This is a genomic window from Nitrospirales bacterium, assembly GCA_031315865.1.
Lineage (GTDB): Bacteria > Nitrospirota > Nitrospiria > Nitrospirales > UBA8639 > JAGQKC01.
The window spans coordinates 1046097-1069629 of record JALDRJ010000002.1 but is presented as its reverse complement, the minus strand read 5'-3'; the positions used below and the strand labels follow the sequence as shown (position 1 = coordinate 1069629).

Genomic DNA, 23533 nt, shown 5'->3' with positions numbered 1-23533 from the left:
TACAACTATCGGAATTTTAAAGAAAAAAATGAGTCTTTTAGACGGAACAGTCAAATTCTGTAGGCCATTCAAACTGAAGAAGGATTTAAACCGTCCGTTGATTGATAGGAGCAACTTTAAGAAGTTCGATGGAGAGCAAGATAGAAAAACAAATAACGAGAGGTCATATCTCAGAATATCGATTCAGCCTACATAGCAGAATGCCGGAATAAGGCTCATGAGCAAGAATGCTGCACGAATTATTAGGTGAAAAATCTTAATTCGAAATTCACTAAATTTTCTGGGAAAACCAACCTAAGAGCGTGATCCTAAAGAGCTTATGTCGTGTGTGTTCGGCTTGCATTAGCGAAATATCGAGTGGTAAGATCAGCCGCCAGTCCTATAAAAATCTCCTGAATCATGTATTCAGGATCACTCTCATGTCTTATCGAGAGTAAGAATAGTAGTGTGTGTAAATCAGTTGATTCCTAGTGGCGGTGCCCAAGGAGGTAAGTTTCTAGATGTATAAAACCATATATATTCCTGTTGATAATTCTGACCATTCGAATAAGGCAGTCGATTTAGGCGTCAAGCTGGCTAAAACGTTTGGCTCTAAAATTGTCGGGAGTCATGTGTATGCGGCGAAAATGCATGATAAACGTTTTAAGCAGATGGAGGCTGGCCTTCCTGAAGAATATCATGATGAAAAAGAACTTGACCGTCAGCGACAAATCCATGATTCGTTGATCACTCGTGGTCTCCAGATTATCACGGATTCCTACTTGGACTATGTTGATCAACAATGTGGTGAGGCCAATATACCTCTAGAACGCCGCTCTCTGGAAGGTCGCAACTGGAAGGTTTTGGCTGAAGACATAGGGACGAATGGTTATGATTTGACCATTATGGGAGCTTTGGGAGTTGGCGCTGTTAAAGATTCTGTCGTTGGCAGCAATACCGAACGTGTTGTTCGTCGTGTCCGTAACTCCGACATGTTGATTATTAAAGACCTGAAAGAATCAGAGAACGGAAAAATTGTCGTGGCCGTTGATGGTAGTCACTATTCTTTCGGAGGACTCAAGACCGCTTTAGCATTGGGCAAGGCCTTAAACAAGCCGGTCGAAGCTATCTCGGCCTTTGATCCGTACTTTCATTATGCTGCTTTCCACAGCATATCGGGTGTGTTGAACGAAGAAGCGGGAAAAGTCTTCAGGTTCAAGGAGCAAGAAAAACTCCATGAAGAAGTCATTGATAGTGGCTTGGCAAAGATTTATCAGTCTCATCTTGATGTTTCACGCGATGTGGCGCAAGAAGAAGGGGCGGATATTAAGACGACGTTACTCGATGGAAAAGCCTTTGAAAAGGTCATTCAGTATGTTCGGAAAGAACAGCCGTGGTTGCTCATCGTGGGGCGCATCGGTGTCCACAGTGACGATGATATGGACATCGGGAGCAATGCCGAAAACCTGCTTCGATCGGCTCCGTGCAATATTTTGATTTCCAATAAAAAATTCGTGCCTCCGATCGACACCCAGGCAGAATATACGATTGCGTGGACAGAAGAGGCTCTCAAACGGATGGAGAAAATTCCTGTTTTTGCCAGGGGCGTAGCGAAAACCGCTATTCACCGGTATGCCATCGAGAAAGGCCATACCATCATCAGCGATTCGGTTATTGATGCTGCGGTCGGTGATATTCTTCCTAAGGGCGCGATGGATGCGATGAGAGCTCTCGGTGGGAATCTTGACGCTGCGGGAATTGATCGAGACAAAATGCAAGCGGATGATTCCGTTGCCAACGACCTGATGGGATCAACTCTCAGCGGGATGATGACTCAAATCGTCGAGGAAAAACCCGTTGATAACGGTTCAAGCAAAGCGGCCAGCAATCCTAACCAGAATTACCTCGATCGGATGTCTCGAACCTACTATGTGTGCAATGGGTGTGGATACATCGGAAAGGGTGATCCGGCTCCGGTCAAATGTCCTGTCTGTGCTGCGGATGGGGCCCAATTTAAAGAGGTTGACAAAGCGATTTTTGACGCAGCGGCCAAGGCTGAAGGGGAGCTTGAAACTCATCTGGCCTATGATGATGTCCCGATGCAGTGGACAAAGGACGCGAAAGAAGCCATTCGCGCTGTTCCCGCGGGATTTCAGCGACGACGGGCTAAAGCGAGGATTGAAAAATCTGCGAGAAAGCTGGGTATGACCACGATTACCTTGGAATATGCGGCTCCCACGATTCAAGAAGCTGCGGCAGAAGACTATACGCCAATTTTTGCTAATAAAACACCAAACAGTGGGGAATCGACCATGACACAAGAAAGTGGGACGAACGATCAACCATCGGATTCCTCCCCGTATACGTGGGAGCCGGCTGCCACTGAACGTTTGGAGCGTGCGCCTGCCGGCTTTATGCGAGACTGTACTCGCGCCCTCATTATCAAACACGCCGAAAAGCTCGGCACGACGGTCATTACTATTGATGTGGCCAATGAGGGAATCGAGCAGGCCAAACAGACGATGGAAGAAGCGATGAAAACCGGCAACGTGAAAGACATCATCGCGAATTTGACTGGTTCAGGAGAACAGTCTCAGGCTCCATCGGGAGCTGGGCAACATGGGTAAGTCCCTTCCCATCGTTCAATTTCCCGGTCCCTCCTCTGCAGAATCGGCGTTCCCGGCGAATGTGACCCGTTTCGATTCTCTACCCTCCGGCCAGGACAATCCCTATGATGGCCGTACGGTTGACGATTTCAAGCCCTATCTGATCGCGCTGAACCTTACGAAGCGCTGCAACTTGAAATGTGACCACTGTTATTTGGATGCGACGACAAAACTGGGGGGCGGCCATGATGAACTGACGACCCAGGAATGTTATCAACTGATAGACCAAATCGCGGAAGTAAATCGTGGCTGTCTTCTTGTCATTACCGGGGGAGAGCCGTTGGTTCGCCCGGATATCCTGGATATTGCCCGACATGCCGTTTCTTGTGGATTTATGGTGGTATTCGGAACGAATGGCATGCTAATCGACGATGACATGGCCAAGACGTTGGTCGAAATCGGAGTCATGGGAGTCGGCATTAGTATCGATTCACTCGACCCCGAAAAGCACAACCGGTTTCGTGGATTACCAAAGGCCTGGGAGGGGGCAGTCGCTGGGATTGAAGCCTGTAAGAGAAATGGCCTGCAATTTCAGATTCACTTTAGTGCGCAACCCATCAATTACCAGGAGTTACCAGAGGTCATCGATTGGGCGCACAATCTCGGTGCGAAGGTGCTAAACGTATTCTTTATGGTTTGCACCGGACGGGGAGAAGAATTGTCCGATATCACTCCTACTCAGTATGAGGAAGTTCTTGGGTATCTAGTTGACTGTCAAGATAAATACAAGGATATGCTGGTCCGTGCCCGCTGCGCCCCGCATTTTAAACGGTTGGCTTTTGAAAAGGACCCTAATTCCCCCATCACCAAAGCTCAAGGGTACATGGGTGGTGGATGTCTGGCCGGTACCAATTACGCGCGAGTCACGCCAAACGGTGATTTGACTCCCTGTCCGTACATGCCGCTCTCAGCAGGGAATGTCCGCGACAAGAGTTTTGTCGATCTCTGGGAACGTTCCGATATTTTTGACTCTTTTCGCTATCCGCACCTCAAGGGAAAGTGTGGAGACTGTGAATACAGCGAAATTTGCGGAGGATGCCGAGCCCGGCCTTATGTAGACCATGGCGATTGGCTGGATGAGGACCAATGGTGCTTGTATACGCCAAAGGGTGGAGACAAAGTAGAAGTCGCCTTCAATGTTCCCGAGACGACCTCGGTTGTCTGGGATGAAGCCGCTCAAACTCGATTGGATCGTATCCCCTATTTTCTTCGGGCCATGGTAAAAAAAGGTGTTGAACGACATGCCATCGAACGCGGTCTTTCCGTCGTCACGACAGAGTTAATGGAAGAGCTTCGCAAGAAACGGTTTGGGAACGAAACTCCCGTGTTTAAGTTTTGATGTAAATCGCCAAGACTCCTACATTCGACGCTCCTCAACAAACATGCGACTGATGCCTTGTGTTGTCTCATCGCGTACACTATGGCTATGGTGGATTTCCTGAAAACACGTAATTTTCGATAATTTCACAGGATTCTCCTTCTCATGGAAGATCTGCAAATCGTATTGACTGATCTTAATCAAGTTGTCCCTATCATGATTCATTGGCTGCACCTGGTTTCAGCCGTTATCTGGATTGGGGGGTTGGCGTTTTTGGTCATGGCTGTGACGCCTGGGTTACGAACGGCTGTTCCCAAGGAATATATACGCCCCATCACGGATACGTTCTATCACCAATACAAGCGAGTAGTGGGGGTTATTCTCGTCGTTGCCTTATTCACGGGCGGGATCAATCTTCACTATGTCAGCAAAGCCATGGAGCTATTGACCGGTGAGGGCATCTCACATAACGCAAAATATCTGACGGTTTTCTTTATCAAGCTCAGCTTAGTGCTCGGGGTTCTCACGATCTTTCTGTATACGGTTATCTTTAAGAATGATCAAACCGAAGAAGCGACGGACGAACAAGATTATGAGGTTGTTCCATTTCAACGCGGAACCCTGTGGATGGGACTCTTTATCATTCTTTGTGCGGCTGCGATGAAAAATTTGCACGGCTAGACCGTTTCTCTGCCCATGCTCTTCCTTACTCCTCACTCCTCTTCGCTAAATTTTTGCTTCCAGGTCACGTATTAGGATCTACACCGACCCGTTCGGTTTATGCGCGTTTGATTGTTCCCTTGAAAGCTCCTGTGATAGGGTCCCATAAATCTCATCCCATATTGTGTGCGTAAGCACCGCATGGGAAAAGCCCAACAAAGGATAATTTTAGCAATGGCGAGAAAACGTTCAGAAAAGAGACTCGATACGCCTCTTTTTACGCCTGAACCAGAGACGAACCCAGAGGCGAACGTTGGCGAGGCCATTCCAAGAATCGTGATTATCGGCAGACCCAATGTGGGCAAATCAACGCTATTCAATCGCATCGTGGGACTGCGAAAAGCTATCGTTGATGATCATCCTGGGGTTACACGGGACCGGCATGAGGCTCGAGGCACCTACCAGGGACGGGTGTTCCAGCTTATCGATACAGGTGGTCTGGACCCATCCGCCACTGAAGGAATGATCGTTCACATCAAACGGCAATCGGAGCTCGCCATAGCCGAAGCGGATCTTCTGATCGTGGCGATGGACGGGAGAAGTGGGCTAACTCCTCTCGACCAAGAAATTGTCTCGCTTGTTCGAGGTATACAGAAACCCGTGTTTTGGGTGGTGAATAAGGTCGATACCCCGAAGTCCGAGCCGTTACTCGCTGACTTTTACCGACTGGGTCTGACGGAAATCTTTCCGCTATCGGCCGAGCACGGGTTGGGAGTGGATGAGTTACTCGAAGCGCTTTTGCCTTATTGCCCTCGTGCCCGGGAAGACGATGATCCCTCTTTGGTCCCGAGAGTGGCTGTTGTAGGCCGGCCAAACGTCGGGAAGTCAACATTCGTCAATCTCATCCTAGGAGAAGATCGAGTGGTCGTCAGCCATCAGCCTGGCACGACGAGAGATCCCGTTGATAGCGAAGTGACCTATCAGGGATCATCCTACGTCCTTACGGATACCGCCGGTATCAGACGACGCGGGCGGATAGAGCGTGGCGTCGAAGGGTATAGTGTCATTCGGGCCATTCGCGCTCTTGGTCGGTCGGATGTCGCGATCCTGTTACTTGACGGGTCTGAAGGCGTGACCGAACAAGACACGAAGATTGCGGGATTGATTCAACGGCAAGGCCGTGGATGCGTGTTAATGGTGAATAAGTGGGACTTGCGTGAACATGATCATGAAGCGCGGGCGAACTACGAACAGGAACTACGCCGGCGTTTCCCGTTTTTTGGGTTTGTGCCAGTGGTTTTTGCTTCGGCGTTAAACCCGAAGACGGTTTCCCGGGTCTTCCCTGAAGTGGGCCGGGTGATGTCGGAGTTCGTCAAACGAATACCAACGGGAAAGCTCAATCAATTCCTGCAGCAAGCCCTCGAGAAAAATCCTTTACCGCTTCGAGCGGGGAATCCTGTCAAATCTGTCTATATCACCCAGGTCGCGACGAAGCCCCCGACGTTTGCGCTCTTTGTTCGACATTCCGGAGATGTGAATAATTCATATCAACGGTACCTGGAGAATGCCTTACGGGAAAGCTTTGGTTTTATCGGAACGCCGATCAAAGTTCTCGTCCGTAATAAGAGTCCAACTACAGGGAGAAAAAGTCTGCGCAAGGTATCGAAAACGGCGAAGAGCAAGAAGAGCAGGAAGTGAAAGGGAAAACGATCTCAACGGAAAAGCATCGAGATTGTCATTGATGGCTCGCGGTCTTCATGCTACCGGGCCGATCGCTTGGGCTTTTTCTTCATCGCCGCTTGGCGGCCCATGCGGGCCAGTTCGCGAAAGTACTGAACGAATGTTCGAATGCCACCAGAAGCCTGCCCCCAATCAAAATACTCATTGGGGGCATGGTATCCATGTTCCGGCAGGCTCAATCCCATGAACAGAATCGGAACATTCCACGCACGGTCCAGGTGGTCAATCGCTCCGATCGACCCGCCTTCCCTTACCATGACAGGAGTTTTTCCGAACCCCACCTGAACGGAACGACGAAGCGCATCGGCGTAAGGCCCAGTCGAAGGGCCGCGAAACGGCTCCAGCTTTCCGTCACTGTAGACTCGAACATTGGGGTTGAGACCCTTCACATAGCGTCTGAGCAGAGTCAGGACTTTATCGGGCCGTTGATTCGGAACCAACCGCATGCTGACCTTAAGCTCTCCGGAAGCCGGGACCACGGTTTTGACGCCAGGGCCGATATAGCCTCCTGATAACCCATGAATTTCAAACGTTGGAGCGGCCCAGATGCGATTGAGCAATTCGGTTCGATCGTCGGTGCGTAGAGATCGCAATCGATAGGCTTGTTTGAATCGGGTCACTTGAAATCCCGAAGCCACGAATTCCTTGCTTTCTTCCGGTGTCGGTTCGACGACCTTATCGTAAAACCCTGGGATTTTGACATGGCCTGATTTTGCGTCAACGCAAGCGTGCGCGATGTCACATAGTTCAGCTAGTGGATTTCGCGCTCCGCCTCCCGTTAGCCCCGAATGGACATCAGTACTGCCGGTTTGCAACACGAGTCGTGCTGAAAGAAGTCCCCGCAGCCCATAGGGAATGGCTGGACGTTGCTTGGAAACCCAGATGGTATCGGAGACAAGAACGGAGTCAGAACGGGGAACGAGCTCCTGTTGACGAAGCACTTCGCCGAAATGGGGACTGCCAATTTCTTCTTCCAATTCCCAGAGAAAACGAATGTTGAGGTGAAGTTTCTCTTCAATGGCATACCGGGCGGCAAAGAGGGCCGTCAATGCGGGGCCTTTGTCGTCGGTCGTTCCCCGGCCGTGATATCGATCCGATTCCTTGTGGAAAGCGAATGGGGGATGTCGCCACTCTGGCTCGTCGGCCGGTTGAACATCGAGATGATTGTATATCGTGACCGTCGGATAGTGATTGCCGACAAACCATCCACCGGAAACTGCAGGATACCCAGAGGTTTTCACGAGGCGGGCTTCGGCCCCGAAGCTTTTCAGTATGTTTGAAGCAGTCGTTCCCATATGTCGCATGTCGGATTGGTGTGCAGGATCCGAGCTGACGGAAGGAATTTCGACCATTTGAGCGAGAAGGTCTTCATAGGATGGGCGGGAATGCTTGATGTACGATTCAAGATGGGGATCGTGCTTTTGCATCTGGCGGGCCTCCGGTCAGTGGGGTGGCCAGAATTATAACATGCCCTGTCATAATTACGAATGTGGCGTTTCTCTATGAAGAAAAAAGCTTTGCGTGGCCGAGAAAGGGAGAACAGGTGTGATCAAAAGTAGAACGGGATTGGTGAAAACGAGAGCAGAAAAATAGCGAGAGCGAGCCAGGCGATTTTTATACGCGTCTGCCCTAAGCTGACGTTAGGATCGATGACAGGAGGATGAGAAAGGCCGACGAAGCCGGCCAGGCAGGCCCACAAGATCCATCCCCGCCAGCCAATCACCCCGAGAACGAGTAATGTCGGAATTGCGATAAGTGCAAGTGTTCGTTGTCGTCTCCCGAATACGGCAAAGGCCACGTGCCCTCCGTCCAATTGACCGATGGGGATCAGGTTCAACGCTGTCACAAAAAACCCGAACCACGCCGCAAACGCGATCGGGTGCAGGACAATGTCATGGGTTTCCGGAATGGGTCCAAAGATCATCCAGGCAATAAACTGCAGCAACAGAGGTTCTCCGAGTTGGAGGCCGAACGTTTGGTAACGCGGGACGATTTCTGAAAGCGACAGGCCGACAATCAGGGCAAAGACTGCGGCGATAAATCCAGTAATGGGTCCGGCGACTCCGATATCAAACAACGCGCGTTTCTTCATGATCGGCGATCGCATACGTATGACCGCTCCAAAGGTTCCGATGAAGTGCGGGGGACCGGGAATAAACAACGGGAATGAAGCGGGCACGCGATGAATACGAGAGAGCACATAGTGGCCCAATTCGTGAGTCACAAGGATACCGAGTAGTGTTCCGGCGAATGGAATCCCACGTAGTAACGTGTCCGGGTATTTCATAAGAAAGTCCCAGGCACCACTCACCGGTTTCGTATTCAGATGAAGTGCTCCAGCCCACAATGTGGTAAAAACAGTAAAGACAAATAGCATGAGAGGAAGACCCCAATGCGAAAAGGAATTTGTCGGAGCCATGGCCGTTGGCTGATAAGCCATGACTTCTTCCTGTTCTGCCGGGATAGGTGTGTGGGCTGACGGATTGGTCTGAGGTGTGTGTACTTCTGTTTCTCGTTGATCGGTGTTTGTGTCTGGAGACGATAGCAACGAATGGGAAGTCTTATCTTCAAAAGGGTCAGAATCTTGTGGGCTCCGCTCCACTGTGTTTCATTTTCTCCTTGATACTCAAATGCTCTGAAGTCCTGATCAGCCTCGCTTTAGGCGAACGGATTGGAATCCCGTTCCTCTTGCACCGTTGTTGGCGGCCCATGGCCTGGCAATAACACCGTCTCTCCCGAAAGGGTTAATACTATTTGCCGAACTGAATGCAAATGGGTCTGGTAGAGGGAAAAGGGGTTGGATCGACCGACCGACCCGGCAAAAAGCGTATCTCCGACGAAACACAGGGAATGCCCGTTTTTCCAGAGTCGATAGCAATATCCTCCCGGAGTATGTCCCGGCGTCGAAAGGCATTCCAGGGTTAAAGAGCCAAACGAAATAGTGTGCTTGTCGTCAAGGAATTGAAGAACATGCTTGGGCGGCCTCCAGTCCAGTAGCGCGAGGTCTTCCTTTCCGATGTATACCGGTACTTTCCACTTGGACAACAGTGCATCGAGACCTCCAGCATGATCGGCATGTCCGTGGGTCAGACAGATCCCCCGTAGGTTGAGTGCGCGCATTGCCAATGTCTCCAACATCTGCGTGGCATTGTATCCCGTGTCAATCATGATTGAGTCGTTGGTGATAGGATCGGTCAGGATATATCCTTTCACCTCGTAACCTCCAATGTTTCCAAGGATAGTCGTGAGCAGTCCGCCCTGCATGACCCAGTCAGGCATGTCGTTCGGTAACCATCCTTTCTGCGCAATACGTTGCAACGGCTCGCTTCGAAGGTTCAAGGTTTGGGAAAGAAGCGCTACTTCTTCTTGAGTCGGAAGGCGAGTTGCTTTTTCCAGGTGGTCTAGGTCACTTCGGGATATGTGACATTGAGAGGCGACGAAAGAAGGGGACAGATGTTGGCCATGTCGGGATTTTTTTATGATATCGCAAAAATCATCCTCTAGAGTCATGACACAGGCTGCGCTTTCCTGCTGAAGATGACGGCTCCCATTTATGCTAATCGATTGCGCCATGCTTCAACCATAGCAGGATCGACATCGACTAGGATAATCCTAACTAACGTTTCTGGGGAGAATGACTGAATCTCGTTCAGCATCTGACTGGCGGCATCAGAGAATAAAACATGACCAACTCCAGTGCCCATCCCCGGGAATGCCAGCGAAGCAAATCCCCACTGATCCGCGAGGCTGAGGGCGGCTCGAGTTGCATATCCTACGTTTTCTTTCGGGATTCGCATGGCGGGCTCCGCCATGGTCGGAGCGTGAATGATTCCCTGAAAAGCCGTCTGGCCTCCGGAAGTGAGCACTGCCGTCCCGACCGGGATTGGGGATTGCTCTCTGGCTTCTTCTTCGACAATCTGTCCGGCGGCTCGACGAATCACGCCAGCGACTCCCCCACCCATCAAGCCATGACTATTAGCCGCATTCACGATGACTTGAGCCGTGACGTCGAGAATGCTGCCTTGAATGATCTCAATATGCAGATTCATGGAACAGATCGGAATAGCGAGTGAGCTATTACGTCATTCAAGCAAAATAAGAGTCGTATGTTAGCATGGTCAGGGCGCAATACCGAAATGAAAGCGTCTAAGAGGGTACGCATATGATGTCAAAGAGTGTCGTGTCCTGATTGCCGTTTGCATTCCGGAATGATGAGCGCTCTATTGAGCTATTCAAAAAACTGAGCCATCCTTATTTTCTTGACATGTTAGAGGAAGTACGGTAGGTGTATGGGGCTAAGCCAGGAAGATTTCATCATGTACAACCGTTAGCAATGAGGAGGTTTTATGAAAAGAGGACTCGCTCTTTTAGCTGTTGCTTTGTATGCGCTCACATTGACCGGATGTGGTATTGGTTCGCTTAATCAGCCAAGTGCTTCATTTGCCATGGCTGGTATCTATTCAGATGTAAAAGGTGGAACTCAGGTTTTAGACAATGGAGTTGCCCCATCAAAAACAGGAAAATCGTGTAGCCACCAGATCCTCGGAATTATTGCGCATGGCGATAATACGGTAGAATCAGCTATGGCTGACGGAGGCATCAGCAAGCTTGTGTATATCAACTATGAACTCAAGCACGTTGTCTGGGGAGTTTATACTCAACTGTGTACCGTCGCCAGAGGGAATTAAGTTTCGAGTTTTTATGTATCTCATAAGAGCCTTTCTTTGGAAGGCTAGAAAGGGCCTCACCGATCCAATATCGGTGGGGCCTTTTTTGTTAAGTTAGTCGAGGATGTTTTGGGGGGAAACCTACCAGGGTGTTCCCCTGGAAGGCTAAGATGTTTTACAGTCTCTTCCTTCTTACATGTTTGTAAAAAAAATACTTTTGTTTGTGCTTGGAATCTTGGTCGTTTGTTCTCCAGCAGAACTGATGGCGCTCGATGAGGTTGATATGTATTTGGGGGTCTATGCTTTGGTCAGTATTCCTAAAGAATCAGGGCATGATATACGGATAGATGGAACGCGAGGACTGAACTCATCTCTCGGCAATGGACTTGGAGGAGGATTGAAAATCGGAGTGTTCCCTGATTTTACGAGAAGAATGCTCGGAATCGAACTGGAGTATAGTGGAAACAATGGCGATATCCGTTTCCAATCGCCAGGAAACATGAGCCGGTCGAAGGCCGATCTGATCGTCCTTCATTCTATGGTAAACCTTGTTCTCCGCTATCCCGGCGAGAAGGTACGGCCCTATGTTGGGATAGGAGGAGGGTCGTCGAGCGGCATACTGGTGAACGCCAAAATCCAGGATAGAAACGATAAAAGCTTTGAAGGCGCCATCACAATGGGGTATCAATTTTTGGCAGGGCTTCACGTCGATGTCAGCGAGAAAATATTTTTCTTTGGAGAATATAAATTCGTGCATGCTGACTATCATTGGAAGCAACTTTCAGTCGATTTTCGTTCTCAATATGTAATCGGAGGAATTGGGATTCAGTTTTAAGCGTTCCCCATTCGTGCTTCCGATCCCTATCAAGGTTTACTCCAAAGAGAACGGGTTTGTCCTGTGAGAACCGATGGGGCGGGGGTATCCATATTAGAAGAATGCCTGGAGTGATAACATGACTTCATTGTCGTGATCTCGGTGGTTATATTCGGCGCGTACTGCCCAATTCTGACGAAGCGTATAACGCTGCCCAACTGACACTCTGAAATCATCAGATTGGTCCCCCAGCGGATAATAAAAATATCCGGTAGAAAGCAATGTTTTCCAATCGTCAGTTAAATGAACCACAACGCCAGCGGTTGTGCCGGGGCCGATGCGATAATCATCGTCGAATGCCTTGCTGACGTTCGCGTCAATATCGGCGAATATAAAATAGACCTCTCGATTGAGCAGTTGGGTCTCGGCCGCAGCCCCGATTCCCCCGCTCAAATTCCCATTGCTACAAAGCTTGCATTCTTTAAAGCGGATCGTTTCCATCCCGATATTCAATTTCCAGGAAGGGGAATGAAAGAATGCATCGATGGGGGAGAGTGAAACAACATTGGCAAAGGTAAATTGTTCCAGTCGAAATTGGTTGCGTTTTTCGTAGTGACGAAATGAAGCCGCCAGTAGTTCGATTTGCGCATCCCGGGTGTATCCTGCGTCTGGATCAAGCAGGTCATGATATCCTGCCCGTAGAGTAAATTCTTCAAAAAATTCGTCTTCTCTCCACCCCATTCCAATGCCTGCTCTTGAGGTACCGTGTCCTGTTTCGGGAGCAGTCGTGAATGGTTGTACGATGAAGGGTGGTGAAGGGATCCTCACGGTACTTCTCTCTGACAATATGGACTGATTGAGGAGCCTGTAATGTTGCTGGTCTTCATTGCGCCCCAGACTTTTGAATTGCAAGTAGTCTGACGCAAGATCCATGAGAAAAACTTGTTGTTTCTGCGGCAGCGCGTGAAATTCCGGTTCGTGAACTCGCGTTGGGTCTTCAGTGATTCGTTCGAGCCAGGTTCGTTCGCCGTCGGTTAACGTTTCTCGTTTACGCTGTATTTGCGTGCTTTTCGCGGGACGATAGGTGATGTCTTCGATCAAGCCTTCGTATTTGGTGAGGGCTCTGATGGTATCCGCTGGAACGGTCCAGAAAACATATTGGTCCAGGAGGTGCAAAGAGGGATCGGCTATTTCGAGTAAAGACAGGATGTGATAAGCGCAATTTTCCTTGAAAAAATAATAGTCGAAATACGCGTTGCCGAGTTCCCAGGCATGCATCAGTAAAGCGTGGATTTGGTCATCAGTGAACGACAACGTATATTCCCAGATATCCCGATTTTCAATGTCTCCGTATTCTTTCACTTTCATGTAATACGGGAAGGTCGAAAAAAACCCTTTATAACCTCCAAAAATCCCTTTCCAGGCATATTCGACCCCTGCATCTGGTGGGACCTCAGCCGAATAGTTTATCGTGTAGGCCAGAATGCGCGTATGTTCGGTCTGGCCTTTTTGATCAATTCTCAAAAATGTGTGCCCAAACATCGAAGCTGGATTGTTCATGAATGCTGACGGAAAAATAAGCGATATTTTTTCCGGGTTCAGTTCAGTGAGCCAAGATGTAAAACGTGGGCATTCGAGAGGCGGAAGCCTTTCGTCGTTAAACTCTAATATTTTCTTCAACCAAGAATAGCGGGCAATAAACGCACATTGTGCGGGTTGTTGCGATCTCCCTACCGCCTCAGGCGAAAAGAACTGATGGAGCGTCGCCAATAACTCCGCCTTGGGGTCGGTTTTGCCCTCTTGGGACATGAAAAAGTCAGGGTCATCGACTTCACTGGTAAAACCGCCAAATACGTTCGGTCGATAGTGTAAGAGGAGATGCCAGTAGCGTTGGTCATACAAGCGAGTGTCGATGGCGCGTTGTTGGAGTTCTTGAAGGTATGAGGACTTGCTTGTTGCCAGGGAGTCGCTCGGATGGAACACCAAGAAAGTCAGGAAGATGACAGAGAGGAGAAAAAAGGGCCCAAGCATAGAAACCCGGGCCCTGAAAGGATTATGGAGTTGAGACCTTTGCCAGAACCGGATGGGCAACCATCGAATCATGTAAGGCTTTTACCACGGCTTTCGGGCTTGTTTCACCACCTTTGATCAATGTCGAATATTTCTCCTGAGTCAGGGAAAAGAACTCGGCATGATGTTCTTCAGGGATTCCCATTAGTGTGGCCATCGACGCTAAGTGCTCGCCCTTGCCCTGCGCCATTTCTTGTGACAGATTCTCGAAGTTGACAGCCGCGAAGACGTTAACTTTTTCTTTCATGACGATGGTGCCGTCGTTCGTACAGCCCGAGGTCCCCGTACTTATTCCGAAAGTTTGACTTCCAAAGGTACCATTCGTGGTAGCCATGAGTACTTGAATGCCTATGGCATTCTGGTTGGCGCTGCTACCTGACCAAGCTAAGTGTCCTAACCCACATCCGGGACCACTGTTAGGTGGGTTCCCGAACGCGAGCCCCGTGATTCCAAGCGATAGCACACATGTCAAGCACATCATCGATAACTTTTTACTCATACGCGCCCTCCTCCGTTAATGGTTATCATGAATTCAGCCCTTCATGGGCCTGGGATGATCCTGATTATAGCAGAAGTTTTCCCTATGAAAAGACAAAAAACGAGAAAGAGCAAATGGTGCTGTGTCATTGAATCGGTCGATGTTTCCTGAACCGGTTTAACTAATGGGGCGCACGGCACCTTCGATCTGACGGCATTTTCTTTGGAGCTCTTGCAAGGTGCGATGTCCGGCGTCATAGGTGGGATGGATTTGGGTCAAGGCGGTTAAAGTGGAAACGGCCCGGTCGAGTTTCCCAAGATGGATAAAGACTCGTGTGAGCTGCAGCCAGCCTTCCAAACTGGAAGGGTTGTGGTTGAGTAACTGTTCATACGTTTGGATGGCTTCCTCGGTATCACCCGTATCGAGGCATCTTTCCGCGAAAGACAGGTACATATGCGTGTCAAGAAAGGACGCATGTTCTCGACATTCCGATTGAATCCAACTCACGTTGATGTCGGGACGAATGGTTGAGGTTTTTTGAGCCAGGAAGAATCCATGAAAGTTATTCTGTCGTGCCATGCTAGGTAAAGACGATCGATCCCGCTCAGTCGCTTCAATCAACTCAAATCCATTTTTTTTGAGTTTTTGCTCGAGTTCCTCATATTCATAAGAGCGGACCGCGATCGTATCTTCAAGCGGCGCGTCTTGATGTCGGCCGATCGGTAGTTGAAAGACCAGAAAGCCTCTTGGCGTAAGCACGCGATTAATTTCTTCTACATACCGATCAAACACAGGTCGGGGCATGTGTTGGAATGCGACGTATGAATAGACGAGATGAAAATTTCTTGATGGAAAAAGGCTCAGATCAACGCCGGACGTCTCAAACGTTGAAACATTCTTGATGTCTGTAAGCCATGTCTTGCTTTTCGCGATCATTTCCGCTGAAACATCTACTCCAGTGAGATGTCGAAAGTGAGGCGATAAGGGTTTTAATACCCTTCCGATCCCGCATCCAATGTCCAACACCCTCCACGTTGTGCTCGTGTATGAACCGAGCGTTGCCAAGATTGCTTCAGCAGTCCTGAGTCCCGACTGCGCGAAGACCTCTTCGTTCTGAAAGTCCTCGGTGGCGATCCAAAAGCGAGTATGATGTTTGGCGCGGCGATCCCAATCCTGTTTCATCTTTGCGACGATGTTCATAGATCATTCCTGGAATGGTTCAAAGTGGTGAAAAAACAATTTACGTGAATGAGGCGAGACAAAACAGATAGCTTTTGGGGGGGCGAAGTTGAAATTGGAAAAACTATCACGAATCTAAATACGTTCCAGTAGGTGGAAATCAATTCACTCTTCGCGATCCTACAGCTCAAACGTCAGGGAGCTTTTTTAACGGCTATAGTTTTATTTTGATAAGCAAAACGTTTGCCAGAAGGCTGTAGAAATATTCCCAAAGAATCGGCTTGTCTCCCAAGCTCCGGAACGAATGGGGGTTCTGACGATGACATTTTCTACAAAAAGAATCGGTACGTTTTTCGTCAAGTGATGCCCTATGGTGGGCAAGCTATTCCTAGTCCGTTCAGATGACAATTTTGGTATGGACCGAGAACATCGAGAATTGTAACTAGGTAAATCATGACAATGAATTAACAGTAGAATGGTAAGGGAAATGGCGACGTCAGTGGTTAAGTTGAGCGAGCTGAAAAGAGTCAGTCGACTGACAGAAAGATCAGTGCGAAAATTCACTCAGGCAGGGAACGTGGAATAAATTGAGACTGTCTATTGAAAGAAGGCTAATGGAAAGTATTTAGACGAACAGATCGATCCGGAGTCTTGTCAAATTAGCAGGGTCGTGTGTTTGTTGATCTTGCTCTTTTTCTTCCTTTTCTTCACGCAACTCTCGTCGTGCTTGTGCCTCAAGTGCAGAAGCCGAGGCTGCCACTGAACGGTCTTGTGGCGATGGGTCGGCAGGCGCTAATGCGGCGGATCGGATTTGCTGAGCTTTCCGAATCGTCGCTTGCGGATTCCCCTCGATTGGCGAGGTATCGATATTCACTTCACCTCCTACCGCGTATAACCTTCCATCGGATCCTCGTTGAAAGGTGAAGTTAGGACCACCTTTAGCATGTCCTCCCGCGGCTGCAGCATGGGCCTGTTCATGGGTGCGAACTTCCCTGTCTCGGGCTCGAAGTTTGTCGAGCTCGGCCGTTTCCTCCTCAGATGAGGAAGAAGAGGTCGATCTATGGTCAGCCGTGGTTCGGCTGAAGCGAGTCTCAGCAAGCTGAGGAATTGAATCAATGGTTAGGGCAATGGGCGAAATATCCATGGCGTAAGAATCCCTTACTGCGTATCTCATCGGATTTTTGTCTGAAAAACTCAATGCTTCTGGCGGGGTGCATCAGAAATGGTGGAGATTTTCGTTCTGTTCCGTCACATTCCTTGACGGCTTGTTCAGTCTATTGATACGGCTATTTTGCGATGGTTAGAGCTGGCGGGCATTTGTGGTGCGTTGATATACTCTCGTCTTGTAATCCTTATGCAAATCGCGACTAATACCTCCCAATCTAAAAAGCTCTGGTACCTGAAAAATATCAACGTATTTTCTGGGTTATCTTGGCAGGAACTCCGAGAGCTGAAGCGTGTTACTCGGATGGTTGACTATCGGAAAAACGAGCCTATTTACCTTCCCGGAGAACCGAGCGAACAGGTTTACATGTTAAAAAAAGGTCGAGTGAAACTCTCCAAGATGAGTCATGAGGGGCGTCAGGTTACGATCGCTATACTGGTACCGGGTGAAATATTTGGAGAGGTCGAAGTGCTGAATGCGACCCCAAGGGAGTCGATAGTGGAAGCGCTCGAGCCAGTCATGGTCTGTGAAATCCAGCGAAGTGATTTCGATCGATACCTCAAGACGTATCCGGAAGTGGGAGGGAAAGTGATCAAGTTTATGAGTGGTCGTTTGCGGCAGCTGGAAACGCGCGTCGGCGATTTGGTTTTTAAAAGCGCGCCTGCTCGTCTTGCCTCGCTTCTCTTGGAGTTAAGCGAGACTATGGGGGTAATGGAGAACGGTGCTGTCTGGTTGCAGGTTCGCTTGACTCATCAAAACTTAGCGAATTTGATCGGGACTTCCCGAGAAACAGTCAGTATACTCATGACGCAATTTGCCCAACGCGGATTGCTCAAGCAAGCGCGCCGCTCTATCCAGATTCTTGATAAAGAGAAACTTGCCAGAGTTCGATAACCTCATGCCGGGTCGAAGAACCCTCTGCCTGTCTCCCATTTCAAGCTTGATGAAAAGAGCTCAAGTGGAGGCAGTGTTCGAACTGATCCGACGCAACTTTTTTATGATTAAGTCGGTTTGTTGATGTTGTCTCAACATGGAGTTTGCAAAATAAATGATGTAGATGGCGAGAAACGCAAGAAGATATATTGTCAGGGCGGGACTCATTTGTGAGGTTGGTGTCCCGAATGTCGCCTGTGCATTCTGGAGTACTTTTTCAGCGACCGGTGCACCGCCTAATAACATCATCGTGGAAAGTGATCCGAGAATCATGCCGCAAAATATTTTAATCATGGTGGTACCCTCTTTCGAATGAGAACAGATGGTTGATGATTAGAACGGAGTGTATGCGGTGAAAAACCGTCATCCCGTCTTTAGGTAGACTACATTGGAGGACTTGAATGTAGAAATACCTCAGACGAGGTACCCAGTGTTGAAGGCGCGGTAGTAAAACTTAGATGTTATGAGGAGGAAGACTGGTCGAGAGCGAGAGAAACGACAGAAAGAAATTCGCTGAAATTGCAGGGCTTATTCAAAATAGCATAGGCTCCAGCGTGACGTGCTCTAGCCTTGTCGGATTCATCTAAATTTCCGCTCAGGAAAATGATGGGAGGAAGGGTTGATGAAGGTTTGGCGGAAAGGCGTTCAATGAACTCCAGCCCTGTTAATACAGGCATTTGGTTGTCTGTAACGATCAAATCTGCATTATCCGCATCTAGCCATTCTAACGCGGCTGCACCATTCACAGATTCTATGCATTCAAGTCCTTGAGATTCTAGTACCAGTCGAAGGGCTCGACGGGAATCATTATTGTCATCTACTAATAGGACTCGTTTCATCATCCCCATCACAATCAATCATGCTTCTTCATAATTCTCAGCACTATCATGAACAACCGTGAGCGGTATTATCTATCCCCCTTTTGGGGGATCTGAACGAACAGGGCATTTCAGGGTTTAAGAATAGTCCAACCCTTTCTCTCCATACATTCTTCAAATGAGTAGACGCTAGCATTTAAACTGGTCGTTCCGGTACTGAGTACAGCTTCATTGCAGGCCTGCTGATCATGTTCGAAGTCCTGGGCTGTCGCTCCAATTCGATACCACTGGCTTGGGCTTGACGCACAGCTCGTCAGAAACGTGATCACGCCCAAGGTCACTATCCAATATATGAAATCTTTTAGAGTCACGAGTTTAAGGGCTTCCGTCTGTTGTTTGGGAGCTTTGAAGTGCCCAATTCTACGCCAGTGATCATTGTGGTTCAACATTCAAAGCGCTATTTCTAACCCGTATCTCAGTAGCTGTACGCGGTTCATGAGTTTTAGTGATGCCAAAAATCGCCGATAAATAAGGAAAATCGTTTTACGATGTTTACTTAATTCGGGGAGCGAATCATCAAGTCAGTATATCAAATTTCAGGCTGGAAATTTACCAAATGACCATACTCGTGGCCGATGATGATCCGGTGACACAAGCCCTGTTAGTCCGCTCGCTGACTGGGTTTGGCCAAAATGTCGTTCAATATGACAATGGCTGTGAGGCTATGGCATTTCTTGAAAACGCCACACAACCCACGATCGGAATCCTCGATTGGGTCATGCCGGGATTGAATGGTCCTGAGATCTGTCGCGCCCTCAAGGATGTCAACAGAGATGCTCGTCCTCTATACCTAGTATTAGTGACCACGAAGGGAAATCGAGATGATATTGTCCAGGGGCTTGAAGCGGGAGCCGATGACTACATGACCAAACCGTTCGACTTGCAAGAATTACGAGCTCGGGTTGGCGTTGGCCTCCGGGTTCTGTCCCTTCAGGAAAAGCTGGACGATCGAGTTCATCGCCTTGAGGAAGCTCTGTCCGAAGTCAAGCAACTTCAAGGCCTTCTGCCAATCTGTAGTTATTGCAAAAAGATCAGGGATGATCAAAATTACTGGCAACAGTTGGAAGAATATTTTTCAGACCGTGCCGAAGTGCAATTTAGTCATGGCGTTTGTCCCCATTGCTTTGAAAAAGAAATCGTCCCTCAATTACAAGCCATCAAAAAAACCATACCGTTATCCCATCCGATCTCATCATAATCCAACACGTTTTTTGATCGTTGTCGGCTTGAACCATTGCGATATTCCTGGCTCAGCCTCAGAGGAATTGAGAGAAAATGAATTATGGAGAGCTGGAACGTGTTTCAAGTATCTGGGCTTGCGGTAAGTTCTTTAAGTGCCCAGGTTGCCCATAGATGGACGTTTGGAGTGGGGTCGTTCGTCATGGCTTGTTTCAGTACGGGAACGTCATTCTTGTTTCCGAGAATGCCTAAGCGATAGGCGGCTTCCGAGCGGACACCCTCATCAGGATCATTCAGTAAGACCTTTCTAAAGATGACGAGTGCGCGATCATCGGAGAGTTCTCCGAGCCCCGCGATGGCGTATTGACGGACTTGAGGGTCCGGGTCTTCCACGGCTAGAAGAAAGGCGCCATAGGCCGAGTGAAGTTCAAGCTCCCCCATGGCCTGCACGGCGGCTCGCCTGGTTGAAACTTCCGATACAGCAAGAACTTGTTTGAGAAGGTTCGAAAGTGATTTTTGGGGTACGGCATTTCTCAGAGAGGCTGCTGCCGTCTGTTTCACGTTTACTGCCGGATCGCCAAGAGCCATGATGAGGTCGAGGGCGGCATCTTGAGGAAGTTCCTCTTCCAACTGTCCCAGCGCCCAGGCGCTGTATTCTCGAACCAGGGAGTCTGAATCTTTTAGCCCTGAACGTAATGCAGGAATGCCATCGGAGTCGGCTACTTTCCCAAGTGATAAAGCCGCGGTCCGTCTCATGTCGGTATCAGGATCATGTTCCAACAACTCCATTAGGATCGGAACCACGGAGTCGCTATCATGCGAGGTAGGCTCGCTAGAGCAGCTCATGGTTATCGCTGTCAATAGAACCGTAGAAAGCCATAAGGAGAAGAGTGGAAAAGGGGGCACCCTGATCTCGTAGAAATTAAGTCGTTGAGGGAGGTTCTTTGGGGAGAACGGGCTGCTTGGCTGTCTCGATCGTCTCTTGCATTTCCTTCTCAGCAGCTTCCAGTTCAGCTTGAATCGTTCGCATTTCAGGGTCGATGGAGTTCTTAATATCCGATGCCGCGTCTCTAAACGTTCGTATAGCACTACCCAACCCCTCCCCGAGTGTTTGCATGTCTTGCGGGGCCGGAGCGACCGCGGGTTTGGCCTTGGCTTTCAGGGCGGCTTGCTGAGCCTGGACCCGAGCCACCGCTTTCTTATTGACGATCGCGGATGGTCGTTTGGCCATGGGTTTTGCTTGAGCCGATGCCGGTAGTGGAGGATATTGAGGCGCTGACATTGTCGGAGGTGCCGTGGCTCTCTGTTCCATCGTGACCGGGGGAGGCACATGAGAGGCTGCACTTTGAGCTTGCGGCGCACCTTTGGGTTGCACGGCTTCCGGCCCAGCGCCTTTGTACAACAGAGCCGCGGTTGTCCCTGGAGTGAGTTCAGGCCCGGGTTGATAGGGCTGATTGGATTGCGGAGCCTGTGGCGTTGGAGAAGGAGGACCCGCCGGCGGGGTTTGCGCTTGTATGTTTGGATCAACGGCAGGAGCAGCAGCTTCTGGACTTTCTGTAGATGGATCGACTGGGGGTGGAATGTCGTTCACTTCTTTTTTAAATCCTTTTAAAGCCTTTCCGACACCTTCCCCAATCTGGGGGAGCCGACCGGCCCCGAATATGATCAGAACGATCACCAGAATGATGATCAGTTCTGAAAATCCCATAGTTCCAAACATTTGGTAAGTAATCCTTTTTATGAAGGCTTCGTACGCATCTTCTTGATTTCTTTAGAACTCTATCTTTCGTGCCCGCAGGGTGTCAACCCGACTTACAGTCACAGATCCTGGATGTAAGAAGGAACAAGCATATATCAGCGACATTGGGATTACGGTGATGAGTGAAAGAATTTCAGGGAGGCACCAAAGTCGACAACCCTATATGGAAATAGGGAGAGTTATCAATTGTATTTCCTCGTGTTCATGATAAAATTCGAAATCGATGTCTAAACCTTCTTCACGGGTGCCAGCATACCGTATTACGCTCTTTTATGGACCTGAGTATGTGGACGGCTCACTCCAAGTTATACAATGTGTGTTTAATGTCAAAAAACGTAGCTGGAAGGGCGGAGTTCAAGTTGTCGTCGATGTGGAGGAGTCGCAGTTCCAGCGAATTCAGCAATCTCTTCAGTTTTCCACATGGCTGGAGAATATGCTGGCTCAACTGCCAGAAGAGAGCCGACATGAAAGTGAGACGCGGGCAAAAGATTTGTTCGCTCAGCAGGTGTGTTTGACGAAGTTGCAACTGGCCATTCAACAGGGCATTCACCAGGAAAACACCACGGTTGGTCGTGATCGTCTCGTTCAGGAGCTTGATGAATTATCACGCCATACAGCGGAATCTATTAAACAACACGTGTTAGAAGAACTCGACATTCAGGCAATTTTCTCGCAAGATGCGGCGGTCGAGGCGAATGGCCTTCCCAATACCCTCAGCAACTGTTAGTACCGTATCCGAGTATTATGATTGACGAATATCCTTATCATCCACGTTCACTGATTTTATCTTTCATGCCTAGCAAGGAGGGGCATACCCCATGAACATGCACTGTCTTTCACTCCGGCAAATGAATGGCCGACGTAGGGTTCCGATGTTGATCGTTCTCTTAGTGTCTGTTCTGATGATTGTTCAGCCGGCAGTGACCCTAGCCGAAGAAGAGTCTAGTCCCGCAGAAGAAGCGGGTTTAGGCATCGGGAGTGGTCTGCTGAGTTTGGTGTATTTCCCATTAAAATTAGTCTACGCCACATTAGGGGGGATTGTCGGCGGCTTTACCTATGTCTTGACGGGCGGCGATCTTGAAACAGCCCAAACGGTATGGGAGCCGAGTTTTTACGGGACATACATCATTACTCCGGCACACTTAAGAGGGGACGAAGCTGTCAGATTTTATGGCGTTTCTCCGTATGAAGATGAGCAATAAGTCAGGCAACGACGACTTGAACGGCCTGTCGGAACTGCCGCGCATGAAAGGAATGCCGCGATGAAACCGGTTATCGGGATCACACCAGACTACAATCCGGGTGACCGTGAAGATATGGGCGGAAAGGAGCCCACCTATTTTCTTCGAGCCCGGTATACGCAAGCGATCGAAGATGCCGGTGGGCTTCCCATTCTTCTTCCACTCGTCGGGGATCAAGCTCGTCAAAAGCAGCTCTTGTCGCAGGTAGACGGATTGCTCATCACAGGGAGCGGATCGGATCTGGACCCCGAAATATACGGGGAACGGCAATGTGTGCCGTTTCGGCAGATGAGCAAGCAACGAAGCGATCTGGAGATCGGGATCAGTCGGTTGGCTTACCGTGGGCAGGTTCCGACACTAGGCATTTGCGGAGGCATGCAGTCTATCAATGTGGCGTTGGGCGGGACGCTCATCCAAGACATTGCCGTCCAACATTCCAAAGAGATTGCTCACTTGCCACCTGGATCAGCCACGAAGAAGGCTCATGGTATTACGATTACTCCACGAACCCTGCTGCACCGAATCGTGGGTAAACTCAAGATTCGAGTGAACAGTTCACATCACCAATCAGTGAAAAAAGTCCCGTCTAGATTACTCACCAGCGCTCTGGCTCCCGATGGAGTGATCGAGGCCATTGAGTCTCCTCATCATGCCTTTTTGCTTGGGGTCCAGTGGCACCCGGAATTCCTCTACAAAAACGACCCCATCCAAAAAAGCCTGTTTTTCGCGCTGATTAAAGCCGCAAAAGCTTTTGCGCGCACGCGCGTCCTTCAATCTGCCTAAAGCGAATACCGTTAGAACATGGAT

General features: G+C 49.2%; 22 protein-coding genes and 1 pseudogene. 11 read left to right on the top strand and 12 right to left on the bottom strand.

Annotation, left to right across the window (positions count from 1 at the left end; all coding sequences use genetic code 11):
• Window positions 1-500 precede the first annotated feature (500 nt).
• The 4 genes from MRJ96_04950 to der all read left to right on the top strand — a co-directional run bounded on the left by MRJ96_04950 (window position 501) and on the right by der (window position 6321).
• A complete protein-coding gene (locus MRJ96_04950; protein MDR4500788.1) occupies window positions 501-2606 on the top strand; it encodes a universal stress protein in 2106 nt (701 codons plus the stop codon).
• Window positions 2599-3984: a radical SAM protein gene (locus tag MRJ96_04945; GenBank protein MDR4500787.1), complete on the top strand. Its 1386-nt coding sequence runs from the start codon at window positions 2599-2601 to the stop codon at window positions 3982-3984. The genes MRJ96_04950 and MRJ96_04945 overlap by 8 nt, the downstream gene beginning before the upstream one ends.
• A gap of 144 nt (window positions 3985-4128) precedes the next feature.
• Window positions 4129-4644, top strand: coding sequence for a hypothetical protein (locus MRJ96_04940; GenBank protein ID MDR4500786.1), 516 nt, complete (start codon window positions 4129-4131; stop codon window positions 4642-4644).
• 213 nt (window positions 4645-4857) lie between these two features.
• On the top strand, window positions 4858-6321 hold the full coding sequence (gene der, locus MRJ96_04935; protein ID MDR4500785.1) for a ribosome biogenesis GTPase Der: 1464 nt from the start codon (window positions 4858-4860) through the stop codon (window positions 6319-6321).
• A 62-nt stretch (window positions 6322-6383) separates the two neighbouring features.
• Here the strand turns inward: der and MRJ96_04930 are convergent, their stop codons facing one another.
• From MRJ96_04930 to MRJ96_04915, 4 genes are all read right to left on the bottom strand, one after another.
• On the bottom strand, window positions 6384-7790 hold the full coding sequence (locus MRJ96_04930; protein ID MDR4500784.1) for a M20/M25/M40 family metallo-hydrolase: 1407 nt from the start codon (window positions 7788-7790) through the stop codon (window positions 6384-6386).
• A gap of 122 nt (window positions 7791-7912) precedes the next feature.
• Window positions 7913-8965, bottom strand: coding sequence for a site-2 protease family protein (locus MRJ96_04925; protein MDR4500783.1), 1053 nt, complete (start codon window positions 8963-8965; stop codon window positions 7913-7915).
• Window positions 8966-9021: 56 nt separating this feature from the next.
• Window positions 9022-9936: an MBL fold metallo-hydrolase gene (locus MRJ96_04920; GenBank protein ID MDR4500782.1), complete on the bottom strand. Its 915-nt coding sequence runs from the start codon at window positions 9934-9936 to the stop codon at window positions 9022-9024.
• Window positions 9915-10412 (bottom strand): macro domain-containing protein, encoded by a 498-nt coding sequence (locus MRJ96_04915; protein ID MDR4500781.1) that lies wholly within the window; start codon window positions 10410-10412, stop codon window positions 9915-9917. The genes MRJ96_04920 and MRJ96_04915 overlap by 22 nt, the downstream gene beginning before the upstream one ends.
• Window positions 10413-10709: 297 nt before the next feature.
• Here MRJ96_04915 and MRJ96_04910 point away from each other — a divergent pair, with 297 nt between their 5' ends.
• Window positions 10710-11051, top strand: a complete 342-nt coding sequence (locus tag MRJ96_04910) for a TRL-like family protein (GenBank protein ID MDR4500780.1) — start codon at window positions 10710-10712, stop codon at window positions 11049-11051.
• Window positions 11052-11292: 241 nt separating this feature from the next.
• The gene (locus tag MRJ96_04905) at window positions 11293-11865 is read left to right on the top strand and encodes an outer membrane beta-barrel protein (protein ID MDR4500779.1); all 573 of its coding nucleotides are present in this window, start codon (window positions 11293-11295) and stop codon (window positions 11863-11865) included.
• 93 nt (window positions 11866-11958) lie between these two features.
• Here MRJ96_04905 and MRJ96_04900 read toward each other — a convergent pair whose 3' ends face one another.
• The 4 genes from MRJ96_04900 to MRJ96_04885 form a co-directional block, all read right to left on the bottom strand.
• Window positions 11959-13875 (bottom strand): DUF4105 domain-containing protein, encoded by a 1917-nt coding sequence (locus tag MRJ96_04900; protein MDR4500778.1) that lies wholly within the window; start codon window positions 13873-13875, stop codon window positions 11959-11961.
• Window positions 13876-13897: 22 nt separating this feature from the next.
• Window positions 13898-14413 carry a DUF3015 domain-containing protein gene (locus MRJ96_04895; GenBank protein MDR4500777.1) on the bottom strand — a complete coding sequence of 172 codons (516 nt, stop codon included), beginning with the start codon at window positions 14411-14413 and terminating at the stop codon, window positions 13898-13900.
• Between the two features lie 156 nt (window positions 14414-14569).
• Window positions 14570-15592, bottom strand: a complete 1023-nt coding sequence (locus MRJ96_04890) for a methyltransferase domain-containing protein (GenBank protein ID MDR4500776.1) — start codon at window positions 15590-15592, stop codon at window positions 14570-14572.
• 604 nt (window positions 15593-16196) lie between these two features.
• On the bottom strand, window positions 16197-16715 hold the full coding sequence (locus MRJ96_04885; protein ID MDR4500775.1) for a hypothetical protein: 519 nt from the start codon (window positions 16713-16715) through the stop codon (window positions 16197-16199).
• A gap of 210 nt (window positions 16716-16925) precedes the next feature.
• On the opposite strand from MRJ96_04885, the gene MRJ96_04880 reads away from it, so the two are divergent.
• Window positions 16926-17630, top strand: a complete 705-nt coding sequence (locus MRJ96_04880) for a Crp/Fnr family transcriptional regulator (protein MDR4500774.1) — start codon at window positions 16926-16928, stop codon at window positions 17628-17630.
• A 60-nt stretch (window positions 17631-17690) separates the two neighbouring features.
• Here the strand turns inward: MRJ96_04880 and MRJ96_04875 are convergent, their stop codons facing one another.
• Together MRJ96_04875 and MRJ96_04870 are read right to left on the bottom strand one after the other, a co-directional pair.
• On the bottom strand, window positions 17691-17963 hold the full coding sequence (locus MRJ96_04875) for a hypothetical protein (protein MDR4500773.1): 273 nt from the start codon (window positions 17961-17963) through the stop codon (window positions 17691-17693).
• A 167-nt stretch (window positions 17964-18130) separates the two neighbouring features.
• Window positions 18131-18511 (bottom strand): response regulator, encoded by a 381-nt coding sequence (locus tag MRJ96_04870; protein ID MDR4500772.1) that lies wholly within the window; start codon window positions 18509-18511, stop codon window positions 18131-18133.
• Window positions 18512-19103: 592 nt separating this feature from the next.
• Between MRJ96_04870 and MRJ96_04865 the strand changes: the two genes are divergently transcribed.
• On the top strand, window positions 19104-19745 hold the full coding sequence (locus MRJ96_04865) for a response regulator transcription factor (GenBank protein ID MDR4500771.1): 642 nt from the start codon (window positions 19104-19106) through the stop codon (window positions 19743-19745).
• A 104-nt stretch (window positions 19746-19849) separates the two neighbouring features.
• Here the strand turns inward: MRJ96_04865 and MRJ96_04860 are convergent, their stop codons facing one another.
• Together MRJ96_04860 and tatA are read right to left on the bottom strand one after the other, a co-directional pair.
• Complete coding sequence (locus tag MRJ96_04860) at window positions 19850-20572, bottom strand: HEAT repeat domain-containing protein (protein MDR4500770.1); 723 nt, start codon at window positions 20570-20572, stop codon at window positions 19850-19852.
• A gap of 748 nt (window positions 20573-21320) precedes the next feature.
• Window positions 21321-21446 (bottom strand): annotated as a pseudogene (gene tatA / locus MRJ96_04855) (twin-arginine translocase TatA/TatE family subunit).
• 262 nt (window positions 21447-21708) lie between these two features.
• Between tatA and MRJ96_04850 the strand changes: the two are divergent.
• The 3 genes from MRJ96_04850 to MRJ96_04840 all read left to right on the top strand — a co-directional run bounded on the left by MRJ96_04850 (window position 21709) and on the right by MRJ96_04840 (window position 23509).
• Window positions 21709-22212: a hypothetical protein gene (locus MRJ96_04850; GenBank protein ID MDR4500769.1), complete on the top strand. Its 504-nt coding sequence runs from the start codon at window positions 21709-21711 to the stop codon at window positions 22210-22212.
• A 91-nt stretch (window positions 22213-22303) separates the two neighbouring features.
• Complete coding sequence (locus tag MRJ96_04845) at window positions 22304-22687, top strand: hypothetical protein (protein ID MDR4500768.1); 384 nt, start codon at window positions 22304-22306, stop codon at window positions 22685-22687.
• 60 nt (window positions 22688-22747) lie between these two features.
• The gene (locus tag MRJ96_04840; protein MDR4500767.1) at window positions 22748-23509 is read left to right on the top strand and encodes a gamma-glutamyl-gamma-aminobutyrate hydrolase family protein; all 762 of its coding nucleotides are present in this window, start codon (window positions 22748-22750) and stop codon (window positions 23507-23509) included.
• The last annotated feature ends 24 nt before the right edge of the window (window positions 23510-23533 follow it).

Bases quoted from the DNA above. Each gene is read 5' to 3' on its own strand.
- MRJ96_04950 (MDR4500788.1), top strand. From the start codon at position 501: ATGTATAAAACCATATATATTCCTGTTGATAATTCTGACCATTCGAAT.
- MRJ96_04945 (MDR4500787.1), top strand. From the start codon at position 2,599: ATGGGTAAGTCCCTTCCCATCGTTCAATTTCCCGGTCCCTCCTCTGCA.
- MRJ96_04940 (MDR4500786.1), top strand. From the start codon at position 4,129: ATGGAAGATCTGCAAATCGTATTGACTGATCTTAATCAAGTTGTCCCT.
- der (MDR4500785.1), top strand. From the start codon at position 4,858: ATGGCGAGAAAACGTTCAGAAAAGAGACTCGATACGCCTCTTTTTACG.
- MRJ96_04930 (MDR4500784.1), bottom strand. From the start codon at position 7,790: ATGCAAAAGCACGATCCCCATCTTGAATCGTACATCAAGCATTCCCGC.
- MRJ96_04920 (MDR4500782.1), bottom strand. From the start codon at position 9,936: ATGGCGCAATCGATTAGCATAAATGGGAGCCGTCATCTTCAGCAGGAA.
- MRJ96_04915 (MDR4500781.1), bottom strand. From the start codon at position 10,412: ATGAATCTGCATATTGAGATCATTCAAGGCAGCATTCTCGACGTCACG.
- MRJ96_04910 (MDR4500780.1), top strand. From the start codon at position 10,710: ATGAAAAGAGGACTCGCTCTTTTAGCTGTTGCTTTGTATGCGCTCACA.
- MRJ96_04905 (MDR4500779.1), top strand. From the start codon at position 11,293: ATGGCGCTCGATGAGGTTGATATGTATTTGGGGGTCTATGCTTTGGTC.
- MRJ96_04900 (MDR4500778.1), bottom strand. From the start codon at position 13,875: ATGCTTGGGCCCTTTTTTCTCCTCTCTGTCATCTTCCTGACTTTCTTG.
- MRJ96_04895 (MDR4500777.1), bottom strand. From the start codon at position 14,413: ATGAGTAAAAAGTTATCGATGATGTGCTTGACATGTGTGCTATCGCTT.
- MRJ96_04890 (MDR4500776.1), bottom strand. From the start codon at position 15,592: ATGAACATCGTCGCAAAGATGAAACAGGATTGGGATCGCCGCGCCAAA.
- MRJ96_04885 (MDR4500775.1), bottom strand. From the start codon at position 16,715: ATGGATATTTCGCCCATTGCCCTAACCATTGATTCAATTCCTCAGCTT.
- MRJ96_04880 (MDR4500774.1), top strand. From the start codon at position 16,926: ATGCAAATCGCGACTAATACCTCCCAATCTAAAAAGCTCTGGTACCTG.
- MRJ96_04875 (MDR4500773.1), bottom strand. From the start codon at position 17,963: ATGATTAAAATATTTTGCGGCATGATTCTCGGATCACTTTCCACGATG.
- MRJ96_04870 (MDR4500772.1), bottom strand. From the start codon at position 18,511: ATGATGAAACGAGTCCTATTAGTAGATGACAATAATGATTCCCGTCGA.
- MRJ96_04865 (MDR4500771.1), top strand. From the start codon at position 19,104: ATGACCATACTCGTGGCCGATGATGATCCGGTGACACAAGCCCTGTTA.
- MRJ96_04860 (MDR4500770.1), bottom strand. From the start codon at position 20,572: ATGAGCTGCTCTAGCGAGCCTACCTCGCATGATAGCGACTCCGTGGTT.
- MRJ96_04850 (MDR4500769.1), top strand. From the start codon at position 21,709: ATGTCTAAACCTTCTTCACGGGTGCCAGCATACCGTATTACGCTCTTT.
- MRJ96_04845 (MDR4500768.1), top strand. From the start codon at position 22,304: ATGAACATGCACTGTCTTTCACTCCGGCAAATGAATGGCCGACGTAGG.
- MRJ96_04840 (MDR4500767.1), top strand. From the start codon at position 22,748: ATGAAACCGGTTATCGGGATCACACCAGACTACAATCCGGGTGACCGT.